At 36.2% G+C, this 26934-nt stretch carries 20 protein-coding genes; 10 read left to right on the top strand and 10 right to left on the bottom strand.

What is annotated here, in order from left to right:
- Positions 1–2: 2 nt before the first annotated feature.
- Positions 3–1484 (top strand): NAD(P)/FAD-dependent oxidoreductase, encoded by a 1482-nt coding sequence (locus tag LUA90_RS12880; RefSeq protein ID WP_231464383.1) that lies wholly within the window; start codon positions 3–5, stop codon positions 1482–1484.
- A gap of 456 nt (positions 1485–1940) precedes the next feature.
- On the opposite strand, the gene LUA90_RS12875 is transcribed toward LUA90_RS12880, so the two are convergent.
- From LUA90_RS12875 to LUA90_RS12865, 3 genes are all read right to left on the bottom strand, one after another.
- Positions 1941–2471: an RNA polymerase sigma factor gene (locus LUA90_RS12875; RefSeq protein WP_231464385.1), complete on the bottom strand. Its 531-nt coding sequence runs from the start codon at positions 2469–2471 to the stop codon at positions 1941–1943.
- 134 nt (positions 2472–2605) lie between these two features.
- Positions 2606–3622 carry a UDP-N-acetylmuramate dehydrogenase gene (gene murB, locus LUA90_RS12870; RefSeq protein WP_231464387.1) on the bottom strand — a complete coding sequence of 339 codons (1017 nt, stop codon included), beginning with the start codon at positions 3620–3622 and terminating at the stop codon, positions 2606–2608.
- A 67-nt stretch (positions 3623–3689) separates the two neighbouring features.
- A complete protein-coding gene (locus LUA90_RS12865; protein WP_255713482.1) occupies positions 3690–4142 on the bottom strand; it encodes a sterol desaturase family protein in 453 nt (150 codons plus the stop codon).
- Positions 4143–4307: 165 nt separating this feature from the next.
- On the opposite strand from LUA90_RS12865, the gene LUA90_RS12860 reads away from it, so the two are divergent.
- The 5 genes from LUA90_RS12860 (at position 4308) to LUA90_RS12840 (ending at position 11810) form a co-directional block, all read left to right on the top strand.
- Positions 4308–4916 carry a TetR/AcrR family transcriptional regulator gene (locus LUA90_RS12860; RefSeq protein WP_231464391.1) on the top strand — a complete coding sequence of 203 codons (609 nt, stop codon included), beginning with the start codon at positions 4308–4310 and terminating at the stop codon, positions 4914–4916.
- A gap of 90 nt (positions 4917–5006) precedes the next feature.
- Complete coding sequence (locus LUA90_RS12855; RefSeq protein ID WP_231464393.1) at positions 5007–6347, top strand: TolC family protein; 1341 nt, start codon at positions 5007–5009, stop codon at positions 6345–6347.
- A gap of 5 nt (positions 6348–6352) precedes the next feature.
- Positions 6353–7420 carry an efflux RND transporter periplasmic adaptor subunit gene (locus tag LUA90_RS12850; RefSeq protein WP_231464395.1) on the top strand — a complete coding sequence of 356 codons (1068 nt, stop codon included), beginning with the start codon at positions 6353–6355 and terminating at the stop codon, positions 7418–7420.
- Positions 7421–7485: 65 nt separating this feature from the next.
- On the top strand, positions 7486–10680 hold the full coding sequence (locus LUA90_RS12845) for an efflux RND transporter permease subunit (protein WP_231464396.1): 3195 nt from the start codon (positions 7486–7488) through the stop codon (positions 10678–10680).
- 323 nt (positions 10681–11003) lie between these two features.
- Positions 11004–11810: a hypothetical protein gene (locus LUA90_RS12840; RefSeq protein ID WP_231464398.1), complete on the top strand. Its 807-nt coding sequence runs from the start codon at positions 11004–11006 to the stop codon at positions 11808–11810.
- A gap of 6 nt (positions 11811–11816) precedes the next feature.
- On the opposite strand, the gene LUA90_RS12835 is transcribed toward LUA90_RS12840, so the two are convergent.
- The 5 genes from LUA90_RS12835 to LUA90_RS12815 all read right to left on the bottom strand — a co-directional run bounded on the left by LUA90_RS12835 (position 11817) and on the right by LUA90_RS12815 (position 18995).
- Complete coding sequence (locus LUA90_RS12835; RefSeq protein ID WP_231464400.1) at positions 11817–13016, bottom strand: MFS transporter; 1200 nt, start codon at positions 13014–13016, stop codon at positions 11817–11819.
- Between the two features lie 145 nt (positions 13017–13161).
- Positions 13162–14682 carry a choice-of-anchor I family protein gene (locus LUA90_RS12830; RefSeq protein ID WP_231491202.1) on the bottom strand — a complete coding sequence of 507 codons (1521 nt, stop codon included), beginning with the start codon at positions 14680–14682 and terminating at the stop codon, positions 13162–13164.
- A gap of 407 nt (positions 14683–15089) precedes the next feature.
- Positions 15090–16496, bottom strand: coding sequence for a dihydrolipoyl dehydrogenase (gene lpdA / locus LUA90_RS12825; RefSeq protein WP_231464404.1), 1407 nt, complete (start codon positions 16494–16496; stop codon positions 15090–15092).
- A gap of 216 nt (positions 16497–16712) precedes the next feature.
- Positions 16713–17876 (bottom strand): esterase-like activity of phytase family protein, encoded by a 1164-nt coding sequence (locus LUA90_RS12820; protein WP_231464406.1) that lies wholly within the window; start codon positions 17874–17876, stop codon positions 16713–16715.
- Between the two features lie 258 nt (positions 17877–18134).
- Positions 18135–18995, bottom strand: a complete 861-nt coding sequence (locus tag LUA90_RS12815) for a DUF6515 family protein (protein WP_231464407.1) — start codon at positions 18993–18995, stop codon at positions 18135–18137.
- A 197-nt stretch (positions 18996–19192) separates the two neighbouring features.
- Between LUA90_RS12815 and LUA90_RS12810 the strand changes: the two genes are divergently transcribed.
- The 3 genes from LUA90_RS12810 to LUA90_RS12800 all read left to right on the top strand — a co-directional run bounded on the left by LUA90_RS12810 (position 19193) and on the right by LUA90_RS12800 (position 23683).
- On the top strand, positions 19193–21061 hold the full coding sequence (locus tag LUA90_RS12810; RefSeq protein ID WP_231464409.1) for a CocE/NonD family hydrolase: 1869 nt from the start codon (positions 19193–19195) through the stop codon (positions 21059–21061).
- Positions 21062–21185: 124 nt separating this feature from the next.
- Complete coding sequence (locus LUA90_RS12805; RefSeq protein ID WP_231464412.1) at positions 21186–22838, top strand: M1 family metallopeptidase; 1653 nt, start codon at positions 21186–21188, stop codon at positions 22836–22838.
- A gap of 116 nt (positions 22839–22954) precedes the next feature.
- Positions 22955–23683 (top strand): head GIN domain-containing protein, encoded by a 729-nt coding sequence (locus LUA90_RS12800; RefSeq protein WP_231464414.1) that lies wholly within the window; start codon positions 22955–22957, stop codon positions 23681–23683.
- Positions 23684–23751: 68 nt separating this feature from the next.
- Here LUA90_RS12800 and LUA90_RS12795 read toward each other — a convergent pair whose 3' ends face one another.
- A complete protein-coding gene (locus LUA90_RS12795; RefSeq protein ID WP_231464416.1) occupies positions 23752–24642 on the bottom strand; it encodes a hypothetical protein in 891 nt (296 codons plus the stop codon).
- A 96-nt stretch (positions 24643–24738) separates the two neighbouring features.
- On the bottom strand, positions 24739–25449 hold the full coding sequence (locus LUA90_RS12790; protein WP_231464419.1) for a DUF2490 domain-containing protein: 711 nt from the start codon (positions 25447–25449) through the stop codon (positions 24739–24741).
- A gap of 223 nt (positions 25450–25672) precedes the next feature.
- Between LUA90_RS12790 and fabV the strand changes: the two genes are divergently transcribed.
- Positions 25673–26866: an enoyl-ACP reductase FabV gene (fabV, locus tag LUA90_RS12785; protein WP_231491201.1), complete on the top strand. Its 1194-nt coding sequence runs from the start codon at positions 25673–25675 to the stop codon at positions 26864–26866.
- The last annotated feature ends 68 nt before the right edge of the window (positions 26867–26934 follow it).

Genomic DNA, 26934 nt, shown 5'->3' with positions numbered 1-26934 from the left:
TCATGAATAAAAAAGCGAAAATAACCGTTATTGGTGCCGGTTTTGCAGGATTATCTGCAGCGGCAATATTGGCTAAAAATGGTTGTGATGTTACTGTTATCGAAAAAAACGAAATGGCTGGTGGAAGAGCCAGAACATGGAGCAAAGATGGTTTTTTATTTGACATGGGACCAAGCTGGTATTGGATGCCTGATGTTTTTGAAAATTTTTATAGCCTTTTTGGCAAAACTACCTCTGATTTTTATGATTTAAAGCGCCTTGCCCCATCCTATCGAATTTATTTTGGCGCTAATGATACTATAGACGTACCAGCAACTGAAAAAGAGTTATTTGAACTTTTTGAAGAATTAGAACCAGGCAGCACTAAAAATTTAAGCACTTTCTTAAATCAGGCTAAATATAAATACGAAGTTGGCATGACCGAATATGTGTATAAACCATCCCACAGTGTGATGGAATATTTCGACCCACGCCTGGCTGTAAGTGGTATCAAACTCCAATTAATTGGGAATATGAGAAGCCATGTGCACAAATTATTTAAAAATGAAAAGCTCAGAAAATTATTAGAATTTCCGGTATTGTTTTTAGGTGCAACACCACAAAACACACCAGCACTGTATAGTTTAATGAACTATGCCGATTTAATTTTAGGCACCTGGTACCCATTGGGTGGCATGCACAAAATTGTAGAGGCTATGCAGCAAATTGCCGTAGCGCAGGGTGTAAAATTTGAATTTGATAATGAGGTAACTAAGATTGAAGTAAAGAATAATAAGGTTGACCGAATAATTACCAAAAGAGGTAGTATAGAAACCGACTTTGTTGTTGGCAATGCCGATTACAATCATATTGAACAACATTTATTAGATAAGCCATACAGAAAATATAACGAAAATTATTGGGATAAAAGGACCATGGCACCTTCCTGCCTGCTATTTTACATTGGCTTAAATAAAAAGCTCACCAATGTTCTACATCATAATTTATTTTTTGATGAAAATTTTGATGAGCATGCTGAAGAAATTTACACTGATGCTAAATGGCCTTCGAAACCATTATTTTATGCCTGTTGCCCATCTGTTACCGACTTAAGCGTTGCGCCGGATGGCTGTGAGAATCTTTTCTTTTTGATTCCGATTGCACCCGGTTTGAAAGATAGTGAAACCAAAAGGGAAGAATACTTTAATCTATTGGTTAATCGGTTTAAAGATTTAACCGGAAATGATATTAGCGATAGTGTTTTATTTAAAAGGAGCTACGCAATGACAGATTTCGAAAATGATTACCACGCATTTAAAGGAAATGCTTATGGTTTAGCTAACACTTTGAAACAGACAGCATTCTTAAAACCAAAAATGAAGAGTAATGTAACGAATTTATTATATACCGGGCAATTAACCGTTCCAGGGCCTGGTGTGCCACCTGCAATTATCTCGGGAGAGGTTGTTGCAAAAGAAATAATAAAAAAGTTGAAAAAAGCTTGACAAATTTAAAATTTCCCTTATCTTTATAACCACAAAACAAAAACAGTGCTAAACAATCTTAAAACGCATAAGTTATAAAGGTTTGCATTTGTTTCGAAATTAGAGAGAAGGCAAATTGTTGAAATAAAACATAAGAATCAACTAACCAAATATATGATAAGCAAAAAGGCCAGGATTTATTCCCGGCCTTTTGCTTTTACAAAGGTTTTGTAACACATAGCTTTCTTTTGCACGGCAACATTTAACCAAAATGCATATTGCTAAGTTAAATAGCCCCGATAGGATGGAAAGCCCGCATCCCGATTTTTTTCATCGGGAGCGGACTTGCAATGATAGCGGGACTGATGTAACCGAAAACCTAATGCAATTGCGCTTCAAATAATTTATTTAAAAAATACACTAATAAAAAAAGCCCAGATAAAATCTGAGCTTTCATGTTTTAAAGTGGATGTATTTTTAAGCCATTTCTTCGATAGCTATTTCTTTTGAATATGTTTTAAGGTATTTCTTAAGAATTCCTCTTGCTACATGGATACGTGTTTTAACGGTTCCGATTGGAATATTTAACATATCTGCAATTTCGTGATATTTAAACCCTTCGAAGTAACGGATAAAAGGCACATAATACTCTTGTGGAAGCGTAGCAAGCGCTTTATCAATATCGCTCATTACAAATTTACTTTCGGCTTGATTTTTAGTTGCGCTGTAAGAAAGATTTGCTGAAGAAATATCTTCACTTTGTGTAATTAAAGTATTTGTTTTAACCGTACGACGGTAGTTATTGATAAATGTATTTTTCATGATGGTAAATAACCATCCTTTTAAATTAGTACCTTCTTTAAACTTGTTGTAATAAGTTATTGCTTTTAGCATGGTATCTTGTACTAAATCATTTGCGTCTTCAGCATCTTTAGTAAAGTTTAAAGCGTAAGATCTTAGGGATACTGAATGGAGGTTAACTAGATGATTGAATTCAAACTTTGTCATGATTTTTAGCTTTAGGTACGATTAAAAAAAAACAAAAAATTGTTCTCTATTTTCTACCTAAACCAAACAAACTTAGTACCAACTTTTTTTGGCACGGTGCCAATCTATATTTTACAAGCCCAGGCACGTTTTCGTCACAGTATATTTACTTCACGCTCTAAAGTGACTCCAAAAGTAGACTTTACACTGTCTATTATTTGTTCGGAGAAACTATACACCTCTGCACCTGTGGCCTTTCCATGATTAACTAAAACAAGGGCTTGGTTTTTCCAGGTACCAGTTTCTCCGACAACTTTACCTTTCCATCCGCATTGCTCAATAAGCCAGCCGGCGGCGAGTTTTATTTTACCATCAGCCGTTGGGTAATGAACAACATCGGGTGTTTTTGCAACAATGTCTGCAAACTCGTACTTCTCTATCACCGGATTTTTAAAGAAACTACCGGCATTACCAATAGTTGAAGGATCGGGCAGTTTACTTACTCGAATATGCGATACCGCAGCAGAAACATCGGCTATGCCAGGATTTTCAATCCCTCTGTTTTTTAGCTCAGCTTCTATTGCACCGTAAGATGTATTTACAGCAGCCTCAGTTTTTAATTTAAAGGTAACTGATGTGATGATGAACCGGCCTTTTAATTCGCCTTTAAATATGCTTTCTCTATAACCGAAATGGCAATCGTTATAATTAAAGGTTTTGATATTGCCTGTACTAATTTCAAATGCTTCACAACTATAAAAAACATCTTTTAATTCTACACCGTAAGCGCCAATATTTTGTATGGGTGAAGCACCAACTGTACCAGGTATAAGACTTAAATTTTCTACGCCAGCAAAATTGTGCGCCACACAATAATTAACAAAATCGTTCCACACTACACCACCTCCGGCAGTAACAAAAACCTGTTCATTATTGGTAGTAGATTGGATACCCATAATGCTTATTTTGATAATTAAACCCTCAAAATCTTTCGTGAAAAGCATATTACTGCCTCCACCAATAACAAGTATTTTTTGCGTTCTGGTTATATCGTTTTCAAAAAGAGTTTTTAAATCAGCCACTTCAAATATCTCGGCAAAATAATCTGCCTTTACATCTATACCAAAAGTATTATAAGGTTTAAGTGAAATGTTTTGTTGTATTTGAAGCATAGCGATTTTGTTATGCCGACAAAAGTAAGAAATAATAGATAGAACTATAATCTGTGGGTGATTAAAGCTAATCTACAGGGTTTTTAGTTAAAATACTTTTCTTTACATACAGCAATCCAAACGCTTTCCCTTTTTCTTTACCCATATTTTTGTGGTGAATTTTATGTGCTTTTCTGATTCTGGTTAGATAGCCATTTTTTGATTTAAAAGCTTTAATTCGCTGGTGTACAAACCAATCGTGAACCACGAAATAAATTAACCCGTAAACACTAATCCCTACTCCAATCGCAAATTTATAACCCAGGTTTTGCCTATCTACATACATAAGATAGAGTGAAGCAAATGCAAAAATTAAAGCAAATATGTCATTCCATTCAAAGTTAGATTTTGAAGGTGTGTGATGGCTTTTATGCATAAACCATAGCGGTCCGTGAAATAGATATTTATGCAAAAGCCAGGAAAAGCATTCCATAAACACAACAGTTGCACAAACAATTAGAATATTTAACAAAAACTGCATCAGTAGATTAAATTATTTACAACGCAATATAAACCAATAACCAAGCTCAATATTGTCACAAAAATGTAAGCTTATCGAAGCTTTTTTAATCGATTGATTAAGAATTGAAATTTTAGATATACTTTTGACCATTATATTAAAAAAGTCAGAAAGTAGAAAAGTAAAATGATTGTAGCCGATAAAAAAAGGGAACAAATTATTGAGGGTGCTATAAAGCGGTTTAGCCATTTTGGCATCAACAAAACTACGATGAATGATATTGCCGACGATTTAGCGGTTTCAAAACCATCCCTTTATTATTATTTCCCAGATAAAAAGCATTTAATACTTGGTGTAATTGAGAAGATTTTTAACGAATTTTTTGAAGCTATGCAAAAGAAACGGAGCGCTGAGCAAAGCTTAGAAGCCAACCTGATGAATACCATAGACGTTAGAAACACCTTTTTTCAAAAATACTATATGTTAAAAATTGCAGAAGGTGTGCCAGATTTGCTTAATGATGAAGCTATAAAATCAAAACTTAATGCATTAAAAGAGATTGAATTAAACTTTTTTGCTGAGCTATTTACACATGCTAAAGCAAAGGGTGAAATAGAGCATGAAGATTCAAATCACATAGCTGAGCTTTATTTAGAAAGCCTGATGGGATTAACAACCATGTGCGTGATTCAAACCGGTAAGGATATCGTTCCGGATAAGAAAATACTGAACAAAATGACTCAAAAGCAAAAAGATCTTTCAATTATTTTTACCAGAGGATTAAGGTGTGAGTAAACAAATAAAAAGCAAAGCTTTTGAAAAATAACTAAAAAACAGATAAACAAAAAATAATAAACAGAACCCAAAAACAAAAATCAATATATTATGCTTAGAATAAAAATGGTAAAATTAATGCTTCTGCTTGTATTTGGCATTACTTTACCAAATCTGTTGGCTGCACAGCAACGGATTACCTTAAAAGATGCGCTAACTTATGCGCTGCAGAACAATAATAAAGTTCGTAAATCGAAACTGGATATTGAAGGCGGTAGATATAAAGTGGAAGAAGTTAGGGCACAGGCTTTACCTACAGTTTCAGGCACTGCAGGTTTAACTTATAACCCAATAATTGGCCAACAGGTTGTCGATTTCGGCGGACAATTACAAACCCTAAAATTTGGACAGAAATGGAATTCGAGTGCAGGTGTTCAATTGTCGCAGCAAATATTCAATCAACAGGTTTTTACTGGTTTACAAGCAGCAAAATCTAGCGAAGAGTATTATGCACTAACCTCTCAATTAACTGAAGAGCAAATTATTGAGTTAGTGGCAAATAATTACTATCAGGTTTTAGTAAACAGACAGCAATTAAATGTAATCGACACAAACATTAAAAATGTTAAGGTTATAGAGAAAATTGTTGGCAATCAATACAAAAACGGGTTGGCAAGAAAGATTGATGTTGATCGGATAAACGTAAACCTAACGAATTTGAATACACAACGTGAGCAGGTTATCAATGGAATTACTCAATTGGAAAATCAATTGAAATTCTCAATGGGTATGCCTGTATCAAATCCGATTAGCTTACCAGCAACAGAATTGACCGAAGTTACACAATTACCAGTACTTACTGATTCTGTTGACCTATCAAACAGAACTGAAGTTAAGCTTCTAGATAACCAGGATAAACTTTTATCGCTACAGCGTAAAGCATACGTAGCAGAGTACTATCCTACTTTATCATTAACAGGAAATTATACCTATTCAAGTCAAAGCAATGGTTTTGATTTCTTAAACACAAATGCTACAGCAATTGGTTTTGGTTCATCGGCTGTTGGCCTAAGCTTAAAAGTGCCAATCTTTAATGGCTTTTTAACACGTTCAAAAGTTCGCCAGGCAGATGTAAATATCAGAAAAGCACAAGAAGACAGAAAAGAATCTACAAACTCGTTGAACCTGGCTTATGAGAATGCGAAAATCCAATTACGTAATAACCTGAACACAATTAACTCGCAACGTAAAAATGCAAATTTAGCGCAGGAAATTTACAAAAGCACTCAAAACAACTACAATAACGGTTTAGCTACTCTAACTGATTTAATCGACACAGAGAACGCATTAACAGAGGCACAAAACAGTTATACTCAAGCGCTATTAAATTATAAAGTAGCCGAAATACAATTAGTAAAATCAAACGGAAATATTAAATCGCTAGTACAATAGAAAAAATGAAAAGGATAATTACCATAATAATCGTAGTTGTTGTCGCCTTAGGTGCAATAGCTTATGTTTTAAGCAACAATAAAAAGAAGAACGAAGCTAAAACTGCTTTCATTGCCGAAGGTGGTGGTGCTGTTGCCGTTCGTGTTGCTACTGTAGAGAAAAAAGTGGTTGATTTGGATTTTGTAGCCAACGGAAACTTTGTTCCAAAACAAGAATTAAACTTTTTATCAGAAAATGCTGGCCGGGTATCTGCAATTTATGTTGATGAAGGTGCAAGAGTTGGTAAAGGACAGGTTTTAGCACGTATAGATGCAGAAATCATAAATACGGATAGAGAAACAGCACAAGCATCTTATGATAATGCAAAAAGAGATGAAGCCAGATATCAAAGCTCTTACGAAACTGGTGGTGTTACACAGCAACAGTTAGATCAGGCTAAACTAGCAACCAGAAATGCAAAATTGCGTTTACAAGCTTCTCAAAGAAAGTTAAGTGATGCAAACATTAAATCGCCGATAAACGGAATTATTAACAAACGTTATATTGAAGTTGGTGCTTTTGTAACTGCACAAGGAACTCAATTGTTCGAAATTGTTGATGTATCTAAACTTAAATTAAAAGTTAATGTAAACGAATCGCAGGTTGCGAGTTTAAAAATTGGCGATAATATCGATATCAAATCAACAGTTTTTCCGGATGAAAAATTTAGTGGCAAAATTACCTTTATCGCACCAAAAGCCGATGCTACTTTAAACTTCCCGATTGAAATTGAAGTATCAAACAACACAAAAAATAGCTTAAGAGCGGGTATGTATGGAACTGCTGTATTCAACTTCCCTAAACAGGCGCCTAGTATTCTTGTACCGCGTACCTCATTTGTGGGTAGTGTAAGTAGTAACCAACTTTTTATTTATGATAAAGCTACAAATACTTCAAAAATCAGAAAAGTGGTAACTGGTAGAATTTTAGGCGATAACGTAGAAGTTATTAGTGGATTAACCGAAGGCGAAACGGTAATTACCAGCGGACAAATCAACTTAGCTGAAGGCACTGCTGTAAGCATTGTAAAGTAAGTATTAAGTCGAAAGTTTTAAGTTATAAGTCTTTAAGTATTACTAAAAGGCATTAAAAAAACAAAATGAAGATAACAGACATTTCTATAAAAAGGCCCTCGCTGGTAATTGTGGTGTTCACCGCACTTACTTTATTGGGGCTGTTAAGTTACTTTTCGTTGGGTTATGAATTACTTCCAAAATTCTCAAACAACGTAGTATCTATATCAACCATTTACCCTGGTGCATCGCCGGCTGAGGTTGAAAACACGGTGACCAAAAAAATTGAGGATGCCGTATCATCAATGGAAAATATTAAGAAACTTAACGCAGTTTCTTATGAAAGTTTATCCGTTGTAACCATTACATTAACTGATGCTGCAAACATCGATATATCTTTAAACGATGCACAGCGTAAAGTAAATGCAATCCTTTCTAATTTACCTGATGATGTTAAAACACCGTCTTTAAGTAAGTTTTCATTAGATGATTTACCGGTAATTACCATGACAGCTTCGGCTAATATGGATGATGTTACTTTTTACGATTTAATCGACCAAAGGATTGCCCCGGTAATCTCGAGGGTAAGTGGTATTGCACAGGTTAATTTAGTTGGTGGTTCTGAAAGAGAAATTCAGGTTTCTTTAGATGCAGCAAAACTACAAGGCTATAATCTTTCTGTCCCTCAGGTGCAGCAAATGATTTTAAGCTCAAATTTAGATTTCCCTACCGGAAGTGTTAAAACACTTAATCAAGACGTTTTAATTCGTTTATCTGGTAAATACAGAAGTATTGATGAGTTAAGAAACTTAGTTATCACTACTTCAAAAGAAGGCGCTCAGATTCGTTTAGGCGATGTTGCTGATGTTCAGGATTCGAAAAAGGAAACGGTTAAACTAGCTCGTATCAACCGTCAATCATCAATTGCAATTCAAATTATTAAACAAAGTGATGCGAATGCGGTAAAAGTTAGTGAGGGTGTACATGCCATCATCGCTAAGCTTAAAACAGAATATGCCGGCAATAAACTTGATATCAAAATTGTAAACGATAGTTCGATTTTTACATTAGAATCTGCTGATGCTGTAATTCACGATTTAATGCTTGCCGTTGTATTGGTAGCATTTGTAATGCTTTTCTTCTTGCACAGTTTACGTAATGCCTTAATTGTAATGGTTTCCATTCCGGCATCGTTAATTGCAACCTTTATTGGTATTAGCCTTTTTGGTTATACATTAAACTTAATGTCGTTACTTGGTTTATCACTTGTGGTGGGTATTTTGGTAGATGATGCAATTGTGGTATTGGAAAATATCCAGCGACACATGGAGATGGGTAAAAACAAGGTTAGAGCGGCATCTGATGCGACAAGAGAAATCGGTTTTACCGTTGTATCCATTACCATGGTAATTGTAGTTGTGTTCTTCCCTATCGCAATTAGTTCTGGTTTAGTTTCGAACATTTTGCGCCAGTTTTGTGTGGTTGTAATCATAGCAACTTTACTATCATTGGTGGCTTCATTCACAATTGTTCCTTTACTTTTCTCTAGATATGGTAAGTTAGAACATATTGAAGGTAAAAACATGTTTGGCCGCTTCATTTTATGGTTCGAAAAGCAACTTAAAAAATTCACAATTTGGATTACAAACATCCTAAACTGGTCGTTACGCCATAAAGCATTAACCTTAATTATGGTTTTTGTTTTATTCTTAGGCTCATGTGGTTTATTAGGTGCTGGTTTTATTGGTTCAGAGTTTTTCCCTAAATCAGATAAAGGAGAATTTTTGGTACAAATTGAATTACCAAAAGATGCACCTTTAGAACAAACAAACTTCTACACGCAAAAAGCAGAAGCTTACTTAGATAAACAGCCAGAAATTACGCAGTTAATTACAACTGTTGGTCAAGCCAGTGGAGACTTTGGTGGTACACAGGCAACTGCTTACAAATCGGAAATTAACGTAAAATTAGTTGAGCGTAAAGAACGCGAAGGCATGTCATCTGATGTATTTGCTACGAAGATGAGTCGTGCTTTAGCTAAAGTATTGGTTGGGGCGAAAGTTAAAACTGTACCAATCAGTATTTTGGGTATTGCAGAAAATGCACCGATTAGTTTAGTGGTAATGGGCTCAAACTTAGATAGTGCCTTAAAATATGCCGAAGGTGCCAAAGGTGTTTTAGCAACTATTCCGGGTGCTACTGAGATTAAACTTTCTGTAGAAAAAGGAACACCGGAAATTAACGTTCAGGTTGATAGAGATAAAATGTCGGCCGTGGGTTTAACACTTGCAACAGTTGGTTCTACCATGCAAACAGCCTTTGCCGGTAATACAGATGGTAAATATAGAAAAGGCGAGTATGAATACGATATCAATATTCAATATCAGGATTTTAACAGAAAAGATATTGATGATGTACGTAACCTGATTTTTATAAACGATAAAGGTGCGCAAATTAAACTCTCTCAATTTGCTAACATTACCGAAGGTTCAGGCCCAAGTCAGTTAGAGCGTTTAAATAAATCTACATCAGTATCTGTTCAGGCACAATCCATCGGTCGCCCAACAGGAACAATCGTAGCAGATTTTAAAGCTAAATTAATCGAGTTACAAGAAAATGGTAAATTAAAAGCACCAGTTGGCGTAAGTTATACTTGGGCTGGAGATGAAGAAAATCAGGCTGAAGGTTTCGGTACTTTGGGTATCGCATTATTGGCTTCAATCATCCTGGTTTACTTTATTATGGTAGCCTTGTACGATAGTTTTATCTATCCATTGGTTGTAATGTTTTCGCTTCCATTGGCTTTAATTGGTGCTTTATTGGCCTTAGCCTTAACCAACAACTCATTAGGTATTTTCACCATTTTAGGTTTTATTATGTTGATGGGATTGGTAGCGAAGAATGCGATTATCCTGGTCGATTTTACGAACCACATGAAAGCCGAAGGAAAATCAACAATTGATGCCTTAATATTAGCTAACCACGCCCGTTTACGTCCGATTTTGATGACAACCATCGCCATGATTTTTGGTATGCTTCCAATTGCATTAGCAAGCGGTGCCGGTGCCGAATGGAAAAATGGTTTAGCCTGGGTTATCGTTGGCGGTTTAACCAGTTCGCTATTCTTAACCTTAATTGTTGTACCTGTGGTTTATCTGGTTTTCGACAGAATGTTAGATAGATTCGGTTTCAACAAAAAAGTAAAAACTATTGATGAATTGCTTGTAGAACCATACGACCATAAAGACGTATTGGAATACGATGCAGATTTAGACCACTAATAAACATCCAGATTAACAATCACCCAGAGCTGCCTTCCCAAAGGGCAGCTCTTTTTTTTGGAAAGGTACTTTAGTGTTCCATTGCTTTGCATAGTCGGGCTGTACGCTAAATCTTTTAAAAAACCTGTCATTCCGAGGAACGAGAAATCTCTACCTACGGCAGTCAGGCGTTTAATTGGTTACAAATGCTTTCCCTAATTGCCTGGACGGACATCGTTTTTGCAATTTTAAAAGGATATCGCTTGCATCCCGTTTAATAACCTAATGCAGTGCAATAATGCCAAACGCCAAACAAAATATTATTTCAGTTTGTATATTAGCTTATGCTTAAAATCATCCTTAGCGCAATACTATTAAATATCGCCATATTCGTTTCCGCTCAACATCCCCCAGTTTTTGAAGCCATGACAATGGATTCTTCATCGTTTCAGCTTTACGACATAAAAATCGATCTGGTAAAATATACTTACAAGCCGAACGGAATTAAATTTTTGGTGGTGCACGATAATGAAGATACTGGTGTTAAAGCTGGATTTGATTACATTAGGTGGAACGGCGGAGAACTAATCGATAGTCAATACGGCGGTGTAAGAGATTATAATTTCATTTACATGGATGATGAATATCGTATAGATCCGAATGCCATCTATACAGAACGAGGCATAAATACCAGATTAAAAAAAGATGCCTTTAGTTCAAACGAAGTTGAAAAAGCTTTAAACGACGCTGGTAAAAAAATCCTCGATTTTTATAATCCTAAAGAAACCGGTTATATTTTAACCTTACACAATAATGCTGATGGTGGTTTCGGAATTTCATCTTATTTACCGGGTTACGATTTATCAAGCACCGCAGATTCAGTTTATCTGAATGCAGAAATGGATGGTGATGATTTACTTTATGTTACCGATTTAAAATTGTTTAACAGTTTGAAAAAGGCAAACGTAAATGTTATCCTTCAATCTAAATACGGAGAAAATGATGGCTCGCTTTCGGTTTATGCCCAATTAAATAATATTCCGTACATAAATGTTGAAGTGCAACACGGCCACATAGAGGAAAATCTGCGATTAATCGAAATCGCAATAGCCGCTTTAAAAGAACACAATATGATAAAGAAGAAAGAGTAATGCCTATTAAACCATCGCTCTGATTTTGCCTACGATAAAACTTACCAATAAGCCGAAAATACCAATTACAGCATAAGAATATTGCAAACTCGAAAGCGCCGAGATGTAGCCAATTAATGGTGGCCCCATCAAGAAACCTAAATAACTTACGCTAGAAACCATTGCAATTGCTATACCCGGCGAAACCTTTCCGTTTTTCCCGGCAACGCTATAAACTGTTGGAACAATACTTGAAACGCCAATTCCAACCAACATAAAACCAATAGTTGCAGGGATAACATAAGGTAGAAAAACCGATAAAAACATCCCGGAAGAAATAATTAGCCCGCTGATTTGTATTGTTCTTTTTCGCCCAAGTTTTTCGATAATTTTATCACCAACAAAACGTCCTGTAGCCATCATAATCATAAAAGATGCATAGCCAAGAATCACTAACGAAGTTGGTGCCTTAACAATTTCTTTAAAATAAACGCCGCTCCAATCAAACATAGCGCCTTCAGTTGCCATACTACAAAAACCTATAATTCCAAGTTGCAATAGTGAGCCTTCGGGCATGGTAAATAATTTAGGCTTACGCTCGCTTTTCGAGCCTTTACCCGGAACCAGATATTTATAATTTAAAAATATATTTAGCCAGATTAATATGGTGATTATCCAAAAATGATGGTAAGGCGCAATATGTAAATTTACCATCAACAAGCCCACCAACGCTCCGGTAAAGCCGGCAATACTCCAGGCACCGTGAAATGAAGTCATTATTGGGCGACCGAATAATTTTTCTGCTTCTGAACCTTGTGTATTAACGGCAATATTGCACATATTACCAATTACCCCAAATAGAAATAAGAAGACCGCCAAATGCCATGGTGCAGTTGCAAGCCCCAAATTTGACAGCGCAATAACGTAAAGCGGTGCATTAATGGTTAATATTTTTTTACTTCCGTATTTGGTAACTAACCTGCCAGAAATTGGCATGGTAACCAGCTGACCAAGCGGCAGTGCCAATAAAATACTACCCAAAGCACCATCTGATAAATTTAAAGTGTATTTAATATCAGGAATACGGCTTGCCCAAGAAGCGAAAGCAATCCCCTGTCCGAAATAAAACAATGATACTGCTAAGCGAATTCGATTTGGAGTATTTTGCTGAACAGGTTTATTATCTGTTTGATTATGTACTTCCTGATTTAAGTTCAACTCTTCCAAAACTCGATATTAATAATGATGGGTAATTTTGATGACAAAGATCATTAAATCAAACGGTAATAGAAAGATGTTTTTAACATTTATAAATAATTATTAAACTAAAAAACCCGCTACTCGGCGGGTTTTTAGTTTAACTATGAAAATTTTATATTTTATTCGGCTGAAAAAACTTTACTGTTCCATCGCCTTCACTTGCTACAACTAATAAACTCCTGCCATTCGGGCTATCTTTCGGTTTAACAAATAATAAACCTTCGGGTGCATCGCCAGAAGCAAATAATTGTACAAATTTTGGTGCTGTTGGTGTTGTAACATCATAAACTGCAATCATATCTGCCCGTTCCAAACCAATAAAGGCTAAAGTTTTGCCGTTAACCTGTGCTACAGTTACGCCTTCAACTTCTACACCCTTATTATCAGAACGTGTATCATCATATTTACCTGCATCAATAACACGTTGCTCTAAATCTTTACCCACATTTGCAATCAATGCACCAGTATTTGCATTTATTATACTCATACTTCTTCCACCTGTTGCATATAACTCATCGTAATCACCATCACCATCTGTATCTCCATAAGCTTTTGTAACGGTTAATCTGCCAAGATTCCCATCCAACTGAAGCGTTGCTGCGGTTGGGAATTTTGTCGGGTCCAGCTTTAAACTCTTCACTCTTGCTTCCTCATCATAACCTTTCCAGGCTCTGGTATCACCTTCATTCGCTAAAGCCAAATAGTTGTTTCCTTCTGTAGTAAAATATGAAATCGCATCTGGCAGATAAAAAGCCTTTATTGGCCAGGTTCCCAGTGCTATTTTATTATCTAAATCACTTACATCAAAAGCATTTTCAGCAAGGCTGATGTCTCTTGTACCTAATGGATTAATCTTGGTAATTGTTCCGGATATAATATCAACTTCTGCAACTCCATTATTTTCCTGTAGCGTAACGTATGCTTTTTTAGAGTCAGCACTTATGGCAATATATTCGGGTTCAATGTCCTGAGCAAACGTTGCTTTTGGTCCGTAAATTCTGAAACCACCAGCCACCAAAGCCGCCTTTTGCGATTCGAATGAAGAAAAATCTAAAGTTTTAACTGAGTAGTTATCTTTGATATTGATAATTGAAATGCTTCCATTCGGGTCAACTGTGTAAGCGTCGTTTGGCTCACCTTCATTGGCAGATAAAATATAATTTCCATCCGGACTAAATGTAACCATATCTGGCATTGCACCAACTGTTATTTTTTTAATTTCTGATAAATCTGATGTTTTTAAAACCACTATGTCGCCATTACCTTGCTTGTCTGCACCATCCAAAGCTATTGCCAATAAACCATTGCTAACAGCAACACTATTTATACCGGCATTGCTGGCAAATGTTAAAGTTCTTGTTTTAGCTACCGTTGGATAATTCGTTAAGTCTACAACTTCAACTTTAGCACCACCTTCGTTACTTACTACAAATAGTTTTTTGGTAGATGGGTCGTAGGCAGAGATTTCTGCTGATGTTTCTCCACCTAAATCAATTGAGGCAGTTTCTTTAAAGCTTGATATATCTTCGGCAACAATTGGCTCTTTTTCTTCAATTGGGTCTGAAGTTTTTTTGCAGGCAGTTAATGCCATTGCAGCCAGCATTAAGGCTACAAAAAGTTTTTTACAGTTCATGGTTTATTTTACTTATCTAAACCGCAAAAATAAATTCGCAACTTGCTGTTTTATAGACTTACAATGTTATCTTTTGGTTAAGGAATGATAAACACTTTTACCGTAAGCTGAAGCAGAGTGCATGAAATTACAAACAGGATAGGCAAAAGCACAATTTGGCTTTGGGTTTTGAACAAGGGATAGCAGTGGAAATCTCCAGATTTATCGTGAATAGGAACGGAGAGCCCAACCCTTACCCAATATTTCTTCGGGATTGGGGCATGCCCAGAATATTTTTAACCATTTGCTAAAGCAGAGGGCAATGAGTGGTTTAAATTCTAAATAACAAAAATAAAAAAGCCGATAATTTCTTATCGGCTATTACTTTTGGCTTGCGAAAACACAAACCAAGGCGTATCAGTACTTTATTAAATATGTATAGCTCTGTTATCAGTTGCAGCTAAGGCAGCTTCTTTTAATGCTTCTGTATAAGTTGGATGCGCATGGCAAGTACGGGCAATATCTTCGGCAGATGCACGGAATTCCATTGCAATAACTGCTTCAGCAATCATATCCGCAGCACGTGGACCAATCATGTGTACACCTAAAACTTCATCAGTTGCAGCATCAGCTAAAACTTTAATAAAACCATCGGTATCCATGCTCGCTTTTGCACGTCCGCTGGCTTTAAATGGGAACGAACCTGCTTTATATTTTGTGCCTTTTTCTTTCAACTGTTCTTCTGTTAAACCAACTGAAGCAACCTCAGGCCAAGTGTACACAACACCCGGAATTAAGTTGTAATTAATGTGAGGTTTTTGTCCGGCAATGGTTTCTGCAACATAAGTTCCTTCATCTTCTGCCTTGTGCGCCAACATTGCACCGGTAATTACATCGCCAATGGCATAAACACCTTTAACTGAAGTTTCTAAATGCTCATTTACAGGGATTTTTTTGCCACGTTCTTCAATTGTAATGCCGATTTTATCTAAACCTAAACCTTCTGTATATGCAGTACGGCCAACCGCAACGATGCAATAATCTGCCTCTAAAGAAATGCTTTCGCCTTTTGGAGTTTCGGCAGTTACTGTAACAACTTTACCTTTTGTGGTAGCGCCCGTAACTTTGTGTCCCATGTAAAATTCCATGCCTAAAGATTTCTTTAACACACGTTGAAGTTCTTTGCCTAAACCCGCATCCATTGTACTAATGATAGATGGTAAAAACTCTACAACAGAAACTTTAGTGCCCAAACGAGCATAAACTGAACCCAACTCTAAACCGATAACCCCACCACCAATTACAACCATTGTTTTTGGAACCTCTTTGATGTTTAAAGCTTCAGTTGAAGTAATGATGCGTTTTTTATCGATTGGTAAAAACGGTAAAGCTGTAGGTTTAGAACCTGTAGCAATAATTACGTTTTTAGCCGTTAAGGTTTCGGTAGAACCATCTTCTTTAGTGATTAAAACGGTGTTCTTATCAACAAAAGAACCTAAGCCTTCGTAAGTATCGATTTTATTTTTTTTGAATAAATAAGTGATACCAGCAGTATTTTGAGAAACAACGTCATCTTTACGGGCGATCATTTGTTTCATATCAACTTTTAAATCTTTTAGGTTGATACCGTGAGTTGTAAAAGTATGAGCAGCGTTATGGTAATGCTCTGAAGAATCTAACAAAGCTTTAGATGGGATACAGCCTACGTTTAAGCAAGTACCTCCAAAAGTTTTGTATTTTTCAATAACGGCAGTTTTTAAACCTAATTGAGCACAACGGATTGCACCCACATAACCACCCGGCCCTGAACCGATAACAACGACATCGTATTGCATAATTTCTTTAAAATTTTGATTGCCCAAAGGTAGGGAAAAAAGGCGCAAGCACAAAGCCTTATGCGTTTTGAGAATGGAGTTTTTAGCCTAAACCGGCAAGTTTACAATAATGTGTTTGCCCATGGCAAGTAATAGCAAAAGCTATAACATTAAAAAGCTGAATACTGCATTTTAAAAGAGAGGAAAAATAATTAGACTAAGCTGCAACAATAGCCATTAAGGCAGCACCTCAAACAGGAAAAATTGCTGAGTTTGAATTTTGGAAAAGTTATTGTCTACGCAGAAAATTAAAGTTTTATGTCCGTTCGGTAAATTTGGTCCAAAAGTTACACCTTCAAAATTATCAATGTGTTTATCTATGGTATCAAAATCAAATAGAAGTTTCTTTTTTAAGATTTTGGGTGGATTTTTTACGAACGATTCATTTTTTATCACATTTTCTGCACTATTCAAATCTACCAGATACAACTTGATGTACGTATGGTCGTCGTGCCCTTTTGCCCAGGCCCTTTCCATTACCAGTAAAATATGGTCATTTACCGCCAGAATTTCGGAAATTCCATTCACATTCCAATCACTTTGAACGGTTGGCTCTATCGGTAATTCGCCTAAATTGTAAGCATATTGGGCCGTATTCTTTTTTGTTTTCGTATCGAACTTTAAAATTCGGGTTATTGCGCCACCAAAACCAAACGAAGCCGGTTTCCCATCCTGATACAATGGTTCTTCTAAACTTGCATAAAGTGTTTTGTAATTATCGGCAAAAGTTAAGCCTTCAAAAAGCGCATTTTTACGTGGTCCATTTGCGCCTTTGGTAAAATAAAAACCTTTTGGCAACGGAATGGTATCTAAAAATTTTCCATCAGAAGAAATAAATGTTAAAGCAGGCTGAATAATTAGTGAGTCTCCATTTTTAAATAACCTTTCGCCTTCGTTGCTCCAAATCAATTGATTATTAATAGGATTAAAACGAACCGATTCGCCATCTGCTTTAAGATTTTTTACCGTTCCATATTTTGGATATTCTTGCCCATCTTCCTGATGAATGGGAATAATTCCATTTATTTCTACAGTATCAATTTTATTATTCTGGATTTTGATATTGCCTGTGTAAATCCGGGCAGGGCTGAATTGACTTGGATCATCACTAATGAAGAAATAACGGTTATTTTTTGCATCATAGTCTATGCCCGATAAACCACCAACTGCAGTTCCTTTAAATTGCGCATCAACAGGTAAAGCATAATCATCTAAAAACTTAAGCGCTGAAATAGAAGTTTCTTTATTCTTTTCGGTTGCGTAACGATTAGTTGAGCAAGAAGTTAAAAGCCCGATTAAAATAATATAAAGGAGGGAGATTTTAGCTGATAATATTCTCAAAAGATTTTGTTTTGAAGCAAAAATATAGTTTTTAGCTAAATAAAAAGAAGCTGTATCAAAAACAGAAATTGATAGATTTTAAAGAAGTAATTTTAGAAGTTTCGTCATTCCCGCGAAGGCGGGAATCTTAAAGCACAACAATGTACAATATAATATGCATTACGATGCCCAGTCAAGCTGAGCATGACGTCAATCGAAATATTATTCATTTAACTATAAAAATCAATTCTGATACAGCTTATAAACCGTCATCATTAATTAATCCAACTTCCCAATTACACGGTAGCTGGTTTTATTACCATCAATAACCTCTTCGTAATAAACATCATCAGGAGAAACAAAATATTTATCATTTTTAATAATAACTTCTCTGCATCCATCTGGTAAAACCGAGATGATATCTCCAATTTGATGTGTAACCACCGGCCCATCGGTTGTATTTAGAACGCCATCTTTACCGGCTACAACATACACAGTTTTACCATCTTTATTAGTGCTTTGAGTGTAGTAAACGCCTTTCAATTCGTAATAATCAACACCATCAATCGTTACCAAATTAGCATCCTCAGGCAAGTTTGGAACTTCGGCACCAACTGGTGGCGTAACTACCTGATAATTATTTTCATATTGACGATAAAATAATCCGCCAGAATAATAATATTGGTTTTGACCATAAAAAAACGGGTAATAACCAAATGGTAATACATTTAAACGGAAACCGATGAAGGGCCTGTAAAAATTGTAATATCCATAATTTGGGCGACCGTAAAAGCGGTAACCGGGGCTAAAACGATAGCCCGGGCGATAATTATACCCATTTCTGTAACCATTGTTTAAACGATAACCTGGTCGCTCTGGCCTGCCACCATAGCTATAATTACCACGATTTGGAGCCTGAGAAATTCTATTATTTGATGGCGCTTGCATAGATGGTTGACGGGAAAAGCCACCACCTCTTGATGGACTTACACTACCGGAACGGCCTCCACCGGAAAAACCTCCTCCGCCTGCACTCCCGCCCCTACTTGGCCGTTGGGCCGAAGCACTTTCTACACTAAAAGTTGCAACAATTGCTGCTACAGCAAAAGCAACCAATCCTTTACTTAATAACCTTTTCATTTTATGGTGTTTTATTCAATTATTTATATGACGATGAAAATCTACAAAAGATTATGACTTAAATTAATTTAACTAAATTCTGATAATGGAATGACGGTTTAGCAGCGGGCATTTAACAAACCTTTTACCATGGCTTTTTCCAAATTATTCGGCTAATCTCTATATTTAAAAATTATTCCTAAAAAATCAACTGTTAAATGAACCTTACAAAAATTTTATCTTTTATCGTTTGCTTGCTGCTTTCTAATTCCATAATGGCTCAACAGAGCGATTCTGCTTATGTTATTGCGAACTACACAAAAATAGAGCGACAAATACCTATGCGTGATGGGGTTAAGCTTTTTACTTCGATTTACATACCCAAAAATCAAACCAAAAAATATCCCTTTTTAATAAACAGAACGCCTTACACAGTAGCACCTTATGGTGAAGATAAATATAAACTGAGTTTAGGAAATTTTCCTGCAATGATGCGTGAAGGCTTTATCTTCGTTTATCAGGATGTAAGAGGAAAATGGATGAGCGAGGGTACTTTTGAGGATATTCGTCCGCAGACATTAAAAAAGGGCAAGAAAGATATTGATGAAAGTACCGATACTTACGATACGATTGACTGGCTGGTAAAAAACATCAAAAACAACAATGGAAATGCAGGTATTTATGGCATTTCTTATCCAGGTTTTTATTCTACAACCTCCTTACCCAATGCACACCCGGCACTAAAAGCCGTTTCACCACAAGCACCAGTAACCGATTGGTTTATTGGAGATGATTTTCATCACGGCGGAACTTTGTTTGTAATGGATGCTTTTAGCTTTATGAGCAGCTTTGGGGTTCCTCGCCCAAAACCAATCACACCAGATAAAGGCCCAAAAAGTTTTCAGTTTCCTATCCAGGATAATTACCGTTTTTATTTGGAAGCAGGATCGGTTAAAAATTTAAAAGATAAATATTTTGCAGATAGCATTAAGTTCTGGAATGACTTGGTAAAGCATCCAAATCTGGATACATTTTGGAAAGCAAGGTATATTCTGCCTCATTTAAAAAATGTAAAACCTGCAGTTATGGTTGTAGGTGGTTTCTTTGATGCCGAAGACGCATACGGAACCTTTGCAACTTACAAAGCCATCGAAAAGCAAAATCCAAATACAAATAATATTTTGGTTGCAGGCCCTTGGTTTCATGGTGGTTGGGTACGTAGTGATGGCTCTTCTTTTGGCGATATTAAATTCGAAAAGAAGACAAGCATTGATTACCAGCAACAATTTGAACTGCCTTTCTTTAAACATTACTTAAAAGGAGAAGGTGACTTTAAAGCAGCTGAAGCTAATATTTTTGTTACCGGAAGCAATGAGTGGAAGCAATTTACAAGCTGGCCACCGCAAGAGGTTGAAACGAAAAACCTTTATTTACACCCTAATGGAAAACTGGCTTTTGAAAAAGTAGGCAGAACCGATAGTTGGGACGAATATGTAAGCGACCCTAATAATCCGGTTCCTTATCAGGATGGCATACAAGCAAAACGCACAAGAGAATATATGATTGATGACCAGCGTTTTGCAGCTCGCAGGCCAGATGTAAAAGTATATCAAACCGATGCTTTAAATGAGGACATTACTCTAACCGGTCCGGTTTTAGCAAATCTTGTTGTTTCTACAACCGGAACAGATGCTGATTATGTAGTAAAGTTAATTGATGTTTATCCTGAAAATGAACCAAATCCAATCCCTAACCCAAAAAACATTATGATGGGCGGTTATGAAATGTTGGTTAGAGGTGAAATTTTGAGGGGAAAATATCGCAATAGCTTTGAAAAACCTGAAGCCTTTGTACCCGGCCAAATTACAAAGGTTAATTACGCCTTACCAGATGTGGCACACACTTTTAAAAAAGGACATAAAATTATGATACAAATTCAGAATTCATGGTTCCCCTTGGCAGATAGAAACCCACAAAAATTTATGAACATTTACGAGGCTGAGCCTTCTGATTTCCAGAAAGCCACACATAAAATTTTTCACGATACTTCTAATAGCTCGTACATTTCGGTATCGGTTTTGAAATAGAATATAGGTACAAATTAATCACTAAAACGGTCGTCATTGCAAGGCACGAAGCAATCCAATCTTAATGGGTTTTAATTTGTTTGCGAAATTGCTTCGTGCCTCGTCATGATGTAGAATAAACATAATGAAAAAAATAATCACAATAATTGCCTTCGCTTTATGCCTATCCAGCGTAAAAGCACAAATGCTTGGCAAAAACCAGGAAAATTCTAGAGCAGATAGTTTACGCGGCACATTAACACCGCTTAGAACTTGTTATGATATTAATTTTTACCATTTGGATGTTAAAATAGATATCGACCAAAAATCCGTTTCGGGTAGTAATGAATTTGCATTTACTGCTACGCAGGATTTTACTAAACTTCAATTTGATTTATTCTCGAATTTAAAAGTTGAGCGGGTAGCTTTTAACGGAACAGACCTGAGTTTTACACGAGAATATAATGCTGTATTTATAACTTTTCCTAAGGCGATTAAAAAAGGCAGCAAAGAAAAATTTACCGTGTTTTATTCAGGCAATCCTCGTGTAGCAAAAAAGGCTCCTTGGGATGGAGGCTTCATTTTTAAAAAAGATGCTGACGGCAATCCATTTGTATCTGTAGCTTGCCAGGGCTTAGGTGCAAGTGTTTGGTGGCCCAACAAAGATCACCAAAGCGATGAAGTGGACAGCATGAAAATCAGCATCAGCGTTCCAAAAGATTTACAAGAAATTTCTAACGGAAGATTATTAAACACCGTAGATAAACCAGATGGCTACAAGCAATACAATTGGCTGGTAAGCAATCCAATTAACAACTACGATGTAAGTTTTTACATTGGCAAATACTCACATTGGACGGACAGTTTTGACGGTGAAAACGGAAAGTTAAGTATCGATTACTGGGCTTTAAAAACCGATAGCGCCAAAGCCCGTCCACATTGGGATGCAGATGTAAAACCAATGCTAAAATGCTTTGAGAATTGGTTCGGACCTTATCCCTGGTATAAAGACGGCTATAAACTTGTACAGGCGCCGCACTTAGGTATGGAACATCAAAGCGCAGTTGCCTACGGCAATCAATTTGAAAAAGGATACTTAGGCAGAGATTTAAGCGGCACCGGACATGGACTAAAGTGGGATTTCATCACCATCCACGAAAGCGGACACGAATGGTTTGGGAATAACATTACCTCAAAAGATATAGCTGATATGTGGGTACACGAGGGTTTTACAAATTATTCGGAGGTTTTATTTACAGAATGTACAGAAAATAAAACCGCAGCAAATGAATATGCCATCGGTTTACAAAAAATAATCAAAAATGATGTTCCGGTTATTGGCTCTTATGGTGTTAACAAAGAAGGTTCTGGAGATATGTACCCAAAAGGTGCAAATTTAATTCACACCATCCGCCAGTTGATAAATAACGATGAAAAATTCAGGCAAATTTTGCGTGGATTGAATAAAACTTTTTACCACAAAACGGTTACAACGGCTGAAATTGAAAATTACATCTCTAAACAAAGTGGATTGAAGCTGGCAAAGATTTTTGACCAATACCTACGCCACACTAATATTCCGGTTTTAGAATATAAAATTAACAACAATGTACTTTCTTACCGTTGGATAACAGATGTTAAAGGATTTGACATGCCTGTTAGGGTAACTTTAAAAAATGGAATTTATACTTTAATTAAGCCATCAAACGATTGGAAAACCATAAAAGTTGATAGTAGCGTAAATGCTGATAATTTTAAAAACGATCCGCTTTTTTACATCAAAACAAAAAAAGGATAAATAATTTATCAGCCAGATAAACAAAAAGATTTAAGCTGGTGCAACTTTTAGCAAAAAGGATCGTCTTATTAAGAAAATCCATTAAATCGATGGAATAAAAAACTTAAACCTCAATTATGAAAAAAATATTCGCCCTTGCATTTGCTGCCTTAATAACAGCAACTAGTTTAAACACATTCGCAAAAACTGAAATCACCATTTCAACATCTAAAAAATCTGATGATAGGGATGTAAGAAACTTTAGCGGAATTGCATCCGCCGGACCAATAAATGTGATTATAACTTTAGGCAATACAGAAAGCTGCCGTTTTGAAGGTGATGCTGAAGCCATTACAACCATCATTACCGAAGTTAAAGGCAATATTCTAATTATTCGTCCAGAGAATAGTGTAACAAGCTGGTCTAAAAAATATGAGGATAAAAAAATTACAGCTTATATTACTGCAAAATCTATCAAGAGCTTAACCATGAGCGGTTCTGGAAGTTTAGAAGTTAAGGGAAAAATCTCTACGAATGAATTAACGACAACTTTGAGCGGTTCTGGTAGCATTAAAGCTAATGCCGATGTAGATAATTATAACGGTGTAATTAGTGGCTCAGGCTCTTTGAATATTACCGGAAGTTCTGACAGAGCTAAAATTGTAATCAGCAGCTCTGGTAGCTTCGCTGGCAAAAGCTTCTCTGTAAATGATTTAACTTCAACAATTAGTGGTTCTGGTACAGTTAATATTAATGCCGAAGAAAACATTAGAGCCGTAATTAGCGGTTCGGGGAGTGTAAATTATTCGGGTAATGCACACGTAGATAAAACCATTGTAGGTTCTGGCCGAGTTAGAAAAATATAACCAGTTATAAATTATATCAAAACGCTCTGATTAAACAACAGGGCGTTTTTTTTACAAAAAAAAAATGCTTAAAACTGAAAACCAATTACCCACATATTTTCCAGGTAATTAATTTTTTGGCTTGCTTTATCTAATTCATCCCACCCTGTGGTATGTACATTGGTTAAATTTGTAGCGCCAACTTTCGTTGTGTTCTGCAGATAAATGTGTTTCCAAACGTAAAACTTTAATCCAATTTTTGCAGAAACACCGTAGCCAGAAATGCTAAAGTGGTTATTTCGGCCTTGCCCGAATAAACGAACATCAGAACGTGGAACCAATAAACCGCCACCTAAACCGGTTTCTAATGTTAAAGAAGTATTTCCACTCGGGGCAACCCAAATATCATCATAGCGTTCTACTTCTATATTTGCATAATTAAAGCCATCAGTATGTTCGTAGGTTAACATACTTTCTTTAACGTTTATAATTTGCCCATTATAAGTACCTGCCAAACTACCTGTTGGTGCATTATCATGCGAAATATTCGAACCAATATACCCATTTATGGCAACCGTTTGAGGAATATCAACCACGTATTTCATGTGGTCCCAACCAATGGAAATACTGTAATTATCTTTAATGAAATACCCTGCTCTAATGTTATATTGAGGAACAGTTATCAAACTGGGATTTAAATAACTCCAACTTAATTTCGATTGCCTATCTCGGGCGGTTACATCGCTAAGCGTAAAATCGTAATTTGGCCCTTCAAAACGGATATCGCTTTTGCCATACCAGGAACTGTTGTAGCCCCAATGAAAATAAAAATCGCCCTTGCGAGAAAAATTCCTTCTGTGCTCCGGATTAAACAGGCTTTTTGAAATTGGTGTATTGCTAACAGATGAAGGCCTTAGCTCTTGTGCCTGCATACGCTTACCAAACAAGAGCGCTAAAAATAATACGGAGAACTTTTTCACTCGGCAAATTGAGCAAAAACCTCGAAATATTACAAGTGATTTAACATATTGTAACAGTTCGGATATAAAATATGACTTTAAATCATTAAAATCAGATTAGAACTTGGTGTATAAAGCCAGTTGAACAATGTTATTTACTGTATTATTGATTCTACCTTTTGAAGCCTGGTTCATGTAACCCGCTTCAATATCAAACTTTTTGGAGAAACGGTAGCCCAGTGCTAAATAGGTTCTGTTTTGGTCAAATACGTACCCATTTAATTCATCCTTATTTTGAAGGTTTAAGAAAACCTCATTCTGCAACGCCACAAACGCACCTTTTGTAAAAGTTTCTTCTGTTTTTTGCAGAGGCTGAATTAACCTGAAAAAGTATCTAAAGCGTTGCGAAAACAATTCTTCGTTGCCAGTTCTACCAATAAACCGCTGCTCCAACCTTACACGATGGCTTGCAAAAACAGATTTAATTTTGTGATTGTAAATGTATTGCTCAAATATACGGTGTTCATTTAATGAAACTGCGGCATCGCTACCTGCCGGAAACATCTGTGTAGTTTGCCATAAATAACCTAAGGCAACATTACTGTTTTTGTTGATGAAATATTGTAGCGCTGGTCTAACAAGCGTGTTTCTAACATGATCCCATTTATCTGCAGAGCGAACTTGAAAATCAAATTGCAAACCCCATTTTTCATTAAACTTTGTATTGTTTACAAACATGAACCAACCGGTATTTTGGTTTTGCGTTTGGGCAGAAAGCTTGCCAACAACCATTAGCAAAACTATGGCAAGCAATAGTGGCTTTTTCATAAAAGGTATACGGTTTTATCTGTGTTGCGCTAAATTAGAAAATTTATATTAAGCGCTAAACTTAACTTTAATTTAATATTGGAGCAAGATTTTATCGCTTACAGATTTAGGTTTATTTAAATTTCATTTAGCGTTAAGCGATTAAAAATTTATCTTCGTTAAAGATTTCGGCAATTGTAATCATTTTCCGAAAAATAATACAAAAACATAAAATCAAAAAACAATGATTATTGAACCAAGAATGAGGGGCTTTATCTGTTTAACTGCTCACCCAGATGGATGCGCACAAAACGTAAAGAACCAAATTGAATATGTTAAATCAAAAGGCGAAGTAAACGGTCCTAACAAAGTTTTGGTAATCGGTGCATCAACCGGATTTGGTTTAGCATCAAGAATTACTGCGGCTTATGGCTCAAATGCAGCAACAATTGGCGTATTCTTCGAAAAAGCTCCATCTGAAGGTAAAACGGCTTCGCCAGGTTGGTACAATAGTGCAGCCTTCGAAAAAGAAGCGCATGCAGCTGGTTTATATGCTAAAAGTATTAATGGCGATGCTTTCTCAAATGAGATTAAGCAAAAAACCATCGATTTAATCAAAGCTGATTTAGGTCAGATAGATTTAGTGATTTATAGTTTGGCTTCGCCAGTTAGAAAAAACCCTAACACCGATGTTCTGCATCGTTCTACGTTAAAACCAATCGGTGGCACATATACAAACAAAACAGTTGACTTTCATACAGGCAATGTAACCGAGATTTCTATCGAGCCTGCTACTGATGAGGATATTGAAAATACTGTTGCCGTTATGGGTGGCGAAGATTGGGCCATGTGGATTGATGCTTTAAAAGCAGAAAATCTATTGGCTGAAGGCGCAACAACAGTGGCTTATTCTTACATTGGCCCGGCTTTAACCGAACCAGTTTACCGTAAAGGAACCATTGGACGTGCTAAAGATGATTTAGAAGCAACTGCTTTTACAATCAGCGATAAACTTAAAGACCTTAACGGAAAAGCATACGTTTCTGTTAACAAAGCTTTAGTTACGCAAGCAAGTTCTGCTATTCCGGTTATACCACTTTACATTTCATTATTATACAAAATAATGAAAGAGGAAGGCATACATGAAGGTACCATTGAGCAAATTCAGCGTTTATTTGCCGATAGATTGTATAAAGGTGGCGAAGTTCCTGTAGATGAAAAAGGAAGAATTAGAATTGATGATTGGGAAATGCGTGAGGATGTTCAGGCTAAAGTTGCAAAACTTTGGGAAGAAGCAACAACAGAAACTTTACCTGCAATTGGCGATTTACCTGGTTACCGTTCTGATTTCTTAAGCTTATTCGGTTTTGAAGTTGATAAAGTTGATTATCAAAAAGATGCCAACGAAGTTGTTAAAATTGAAGGTTTAGTAGATTAAAAATCTAAAACAATTTCTCTTATAAATATTAAACGGCTGGCGAATAAACCAGCCGTTTTTAATTTCCT

It is taken from the genome of Pedobacter sp. Leaf170, from assembly GCF_920984665.1.
Taxonomy (GTDB): Bacteria; Bacteroidota; Bacteroidia; order Sphingobacteriales; family Sphingobacteriaceae; genus Pedobacter.
Note: the sequence above shows the minus strand (reverse complement) of the source record. Positions and strands in the feature narration are given on the sequence as shown.

Excerpts from the sequence above, each read along its gene's own strand:
- LUA90_RS12805 (WP_231464412.1), top strand. The coding sequence starts at position 21,186 with ATGAAAAAAATAATCACAATAATTGCCTTCGCTTTATGCCTATCCAGC.
- lpdA (WP_231464404.1), bottom strand. The coding sequence starts at position 16,496 with ATGCAATACGATGTCGTTGTTATCGGTTCAGGGCCGGGTGGTTATGTG.
- LUA90_RS12880 (WP_231464383.1), top strand. The coding sequence starts at position 3 with ATGAATAAAAAAGCGAAAATAACCGTTATTGGTGCCGGTTTTGCAGGA.
- LUA90_RS12800 (WP_231464414.1), top strand. The coding sequence starts at position 22,955 with ATGAAAAAAATATTCGCCCTTGCATTTGCTGCCTTAATAACAGCAACT.
- LUA90_RS12850 (WP_231464395.1), top strand. The coding sequence starts at position 6,353 with ATGAAAAGGATAATTACCATAATAATCGTAGTTGTTGTCGCCTTAGGT.
- LUA90_RS12860 (WP_231464391.1), top strand. The coding sequence starts at position 4,308 with ATGATTGTAGCCGATAAAAAAAGGGAACAAATTATTGAGGGTGCTATA.
- LUA90_RS12790 (WP_231464419.1), bottom strand. The coding sequence starts at position 25,449 with ATGAAAAAGCCACTATTGCTTGCCATAGTTTTGCTAATGGTTGTTGGC.
- LUA90_RS12840 (WP_231464398.1), top strand. The coding sequence starts at position 11,004 with ATGCTTAAAATCATCCTTAGCGCAATACTATTAAATATCGCCATATTC.
- LUA90_RS12810 (WP_231464409.1), top strand. The coding sequence starts at position 19,193 with ATGAACCTTACAAAAATTTTATCTTTTATCGTTTGCTTGCTGCTTTCT.
- LUA90_RS12865 (WP_255713482.1), bottom strand. The coding sequence starts at position 4,142 with ATGCAGTTTTTGTTAAATATTCTAATTGTTTGTGCAACTGTTGTGTTT.
- LUA90_RS12815 (WP_231464407.1), bottom strand. The coding sequence starts at position 18,995 with ATGAAAAGGTTATTAAGTAAAGGATTGGTTGCTTTTGCTGTAGCAGCA.
- LUA90_RS12845 (WP_231464396.1), top strand. The coding sequence starts at position 7,486 with ATGAAGATAACAGACATTTCTATAAAAAGGCCCTCGCTGGTAATTGTG.
- LUA90_RS12875 (WP_231464385.1), bottom strand. The coding sequence starts at position 2,471 with ATGACAAAGTTTGAATTCAATCATCTAGTTAACCTCCATTCAGTATCC.
- fabV (WP_231491201.1), top strand. The coding sequence starts at position 25,673 with ATGATTATTGAACCAAGAATGAGGGGCTTTATCTGTTTAACTGCTCAC.
- LUA90_RS12830 (WP_231491202.1), bottom strand. The coding sequence starts at position 14,682 with ATGAACTGTAAAAAACTTTTTGTAGCCTTAATGCTGGCTGCAATGGCA.
- LUA90_RS12855 (WP_231464393.1), top strand. The coding sequence starts at position 5,007 with ATGCTTAGAATAAAAATGGTAAAATTAATGCTTCTGCTTGTATTTGGC.
- murB (WP_231464387.1), bottom strand. The coding sequence starts at position 3,622 with ATGCTTCAAATACAACAAAACATTTCACTTAAACCTTATAATACTTTT.